This is a genomic window from Spirillospora sp. NPDC049652, assembly GCF_040675125.1.
Classification (GTDB): domain Bacteria; phylum Actinomycetota; class Actinomycetes; order Streptosporangiales; family Streptosporangiaceae; genus Spirillospora.
Genome location: NZ_JBFAOF010000831.1, coordinates 1 through 3,260, shown reverse-complemented (window position 1 = coordinate 3,260; position 3,260 = coordinate 1). Strand labels below are relative to the sequence as shown.

Sequence of the window (3,260 nt, the reverse complement as noted above, 5' to 3'; positions counted from 1 at the left end):
CTGCCCGAGACGCTCACGTGGGCGCCGAACGCGCCGTGGGGGACGGCGGTGGAGGCCGCCGCGCGGCGGTTGCGCACGTCCACGTCGCCGGAGACGCCGCTGATCCGGATCACCGCGTCCGCGCCGGGGCCGGGACGCGCCGCGTCCCTGGCCAACGCCGCCGCGTCCGCGCTCGTCCGGTACGGGACCGGGCACCAGGCGGACACCGGCGTCCGGGTCGTCCTGATGAGCGACGCGCTCCCGCCGATCACGGCCAGCTCGCCCAAGCCCGTCCTCGACGTCGCGGTCGGCGCGGCGTCCGGGGGGCTGCTGGCGGCGCTGGCGGCGCTCGCCGGGCTGCGGTGGCCGCAGCGGGCGAGCGCGGGTCGCCGCAGGTCGGCGCGGGGTTCCGGCACGCTCGTCGACGCGCCTTCGGACGAGGGACCGGCAGAGCCGTCCGAGCGGTCCGAGCGGTCCGAGCCGTCCGAGCCGTCCGAGCCGTCCGAGCCGTCCGCCGATGGTGGGCGGGCGGTGTCGCACCCTGGCGACCAGGCCGCCGCCGCGGAGGCCGGGAAGTGAGCGGGAAGTGAGCCTGCACCCGCCGTCCTACCGGGTGGACGCGGCACGCTGGCGCACCGAGGTCCACCGCGACGACACCGCATGGGACGCGCTGCGCGAGGACTGGGACGACCTGTACGGCCGCAGCCGCGCCACGCCGTTCCAGACTTCGGCCTGGAACGCCGCGTGGTGGCGGCACTACGGCAGGACCGGACGGCTGCGCCTGGTCGCGGTGTGGCGGGACGAGCGGCTGATCGCGCTCGCGCCGCTGATGATGCGGTGGCGCCACGGGCACCGCGTCCTGGTGCCGCTGGCCGCCGGTCTGAGCGACCACACCGACGTGCTCGTCGACTCCGAGCACGCGGACGCGGCGGCCGGGCACCTGGCCGGCGCGCTGCTGGACGAGCCCGGCTGGGACGTCCTGGACTTCCCCGAGGTGATGCCGAACGGAGCGGTGACGCTGCTGGCCGAGCGCTGGCCCCGGCCGGGCCGGCGCGCGCCGTCCTCGGTCTGCCTGCGGCTCCCGGCCTGCGAGCCGGCGGAGTTCTGCGCCCGGTTCCCGCGCCGCGCGGCGGGCAAGGTCCGCGCGCGGCTCCGGAAGATCGAGGCGCGCGGCCTGGACGTCCGGCAGGCCGCCGCCCCCGAGGCCCAGCGGGCGGTCGGGGAGATGCTGCGGCTGCACGGACGGCAGTGGCAGGACCGCGGGATGAATCCCGAGCACGCGCGGCCGCGGTTCGCCGCGATGCTCGGCGAGGCCGCGGCGGCGATGATCGCGTCCGGGCAGGCGGCGCTCACTGAGTACCGGCGGCACGGACGGGTGGTCGCGAGCGACCTCGCGGTGATCGGCCCCGACTGGGTCGGCGCGTACCTGTACGGGGCCGAACCGGACCTCCGCAACGGCATGGACGTGGCGCTGATGCTGCTCAGCAACGACCTGCGGCTCGCGCACCGGAGCGGCCTGCCGTTCCTGAACCTGCTGCGCGGCCAGGAGGAGTACAAGCTCAAGTGGCAGCCTGACCTGGTGTGGAACGAGCGGGTCGTGCTGTGCCGCTCCGCCCGGTCCGCCGGATATCTGGGCGTGGTCGCCGGACGCGCGTGCCTGACGCGCTGGCGGCGGGCCGCGCGGTCACGCGGCCGGCGGACCCCCTCCCACGGTTCCCCAGGAGGACGCGGCGCGGGCGGCGGAGTCTCCGCCCAGGCTTCCGGGCAGCCGCGTGGCTGACCGAACGGTGCACGGCGCATGACCGACGACGCGTCGGTGGACGAGGCCGCAGGCGGGACCGAGGCCGCAGCCGGATGCGAGGCTGAGGGCCGTCCGCTGCGGGTGCTGCACGTCTCGCAGCCCACGACGGGCGGTGTCGCCGCGTGCATCGCGCAGGCCGTCGCCGCGCAGCGCCGGCGCGGCTGGGAGGTCTCCGTGGCCTGCCCGGCGGACGGTTCCCTTCCGGAGGTTCTGCGGACCGAGGACGTTCCGCACTTTCCGTGGCGGGCGGACCGCGCGCCCGGGACGAACACGCTCGACGAGCTCCGCGCCCTGCGCCAGATCATCGGTTCGGTGCGGCCGGACGTCGTCCACCTGCACTCGTCCAAGGCCGGGCTCGCGGGGCGGCTCCCCGGCGTCGCCGCTGGTCGTCCCGTCATCTTCCAGCCGCACGGATGGTCATGGCTGAGCTGTGACGGCGCCCTCGCCCGTGCGAGCGCGTGGTGGGAGAGGTGGGCGGCGCGCCGGGCCGACGCGATCGTCTGCGTCGGTGAGGGCGAACGCGACCAGGGCGCCGGGAAAGGCATCCGGGACCGGGTGTGGACGATCAGGAACGGCGTCGATCTGCGCCGGTTCCCGCCCGCCGACCAGCACGAACGCGAGCTGGCGCGCGAACGCCTCCGGCTCCCTCCGGACGTGCCGCTGGCGGTGTGCCTCGGCCGCGTCACCCGGCAGAAAGGCCAGGACGTCCTGCTGGACGCCTGGGACCTGGTGGCGGCGGCATGTCCGGACGCCGAGCTCGCGATCGTCGGTTCGGGGGACGCCCTGGACGGGTTGCGGCGGCGGGGCGGCGAGCGGGTGCGGTTCGTTTCCGAGGTCGGCGATCCGCGGGACTGGCTCGCCGCCGCGCACGTCGTCGCGCTGCCGTCGCGCTGGGAGGGGCTTCCGCTGGTCGTGCTGGAGGCCCTCGCGGTCGGACGCAGCGTGGTCGCGAGCCGGATCCCCGGCCTGTCCGAGGTGGTCACGCCCGATGTCGGCGCGCTGGTGACCTGCGGGGACGCGGAGGCGCTGGCGGAGGCCGTCGCGCTGCGCCTGAACGATCCCGGACTCGCGGCGTCCGAGGCGGAGGCGGCCGGGGTCCGCGTCCGCGACTTCGACATGGCCGAGACGCAGCGGCGGCTCTGCGCGCTCACGCTGGCCGTGGCGATGGGCACCGCCGACGCCCCGGCGCTGGACAGCACCGTCCCGGTCAGTTAGCGGCTTTCGAGGCGCTCACCTTCTAGGTGCCCGGTTTCGGGACGAGCACGGTCGGAACGGGCGAGGCCGGAACGGGCGAGGTGGGCGCGGGAGAAGGCGAGGTAAGCAAGGCGGGCGTGGGTGAGGTGGGCGCGGAGACGGTCGGCGTGTGCGCGGCGGACACGGTCGGTGCGGCCGCGGCCGGTGTCTGCGTGGCGGAGCCCGGTGTCTGCGTGGTGGAAGCCGGCTTCTGTGTGGCGGAGCCCGGCGGCTGCGTCGCGGCGGT

Annotated in this window: 4 protein-coding genes; all 4 read left to right on the top strand. The window is 76.3% G+C overall.

What is annotated here, in order from left to right; all coding sequences use genetic code 11:
* A partial coding sequence (locus AB0J52_RS33410) for a hypothetical protein (protein WP_500186860.1) occupies window positions 1–558 on the top strand: 558 nt, incomplete at its 5' end.
* 7 nt (window positions 559–565) lie between these two features.
* Window positions 566–1,759 carry a GNAT family N-acetyltransferase gene (locus AB0J52_RS33405; RefSeq protein WP_500186859.1) on the top strand — a complete coding sequence of 398 codons (1,194 nt, stop codon included), beginning with the start codon at window positions 566–568 and terminating at the stop codon, window positions 1,757–1,759.
* An 18-nt stretch (window positions 1,760–1,777) separates the two neighbouring features.
* Window positions 1,778–2,995, top strand: a complete 1,218-nt coding sequence (locus AB0J52_RS33400) for a glycosyltransferase (protein ID WP_500186858.1) — start codon at window positions 1,778–1,780, stop codon at window positions 2,993–2,995.
* Window positions 2,996–3,021: 26 nt separating this feature from the next.
* A partial coding sequence (locus tag AB0J52_RS33395; RefSeq protein WP_500186857.1) for a hypothetical protein occupies window positions 3,022–3,260 on the top strand: 239 nt, incomplete at its 3' end.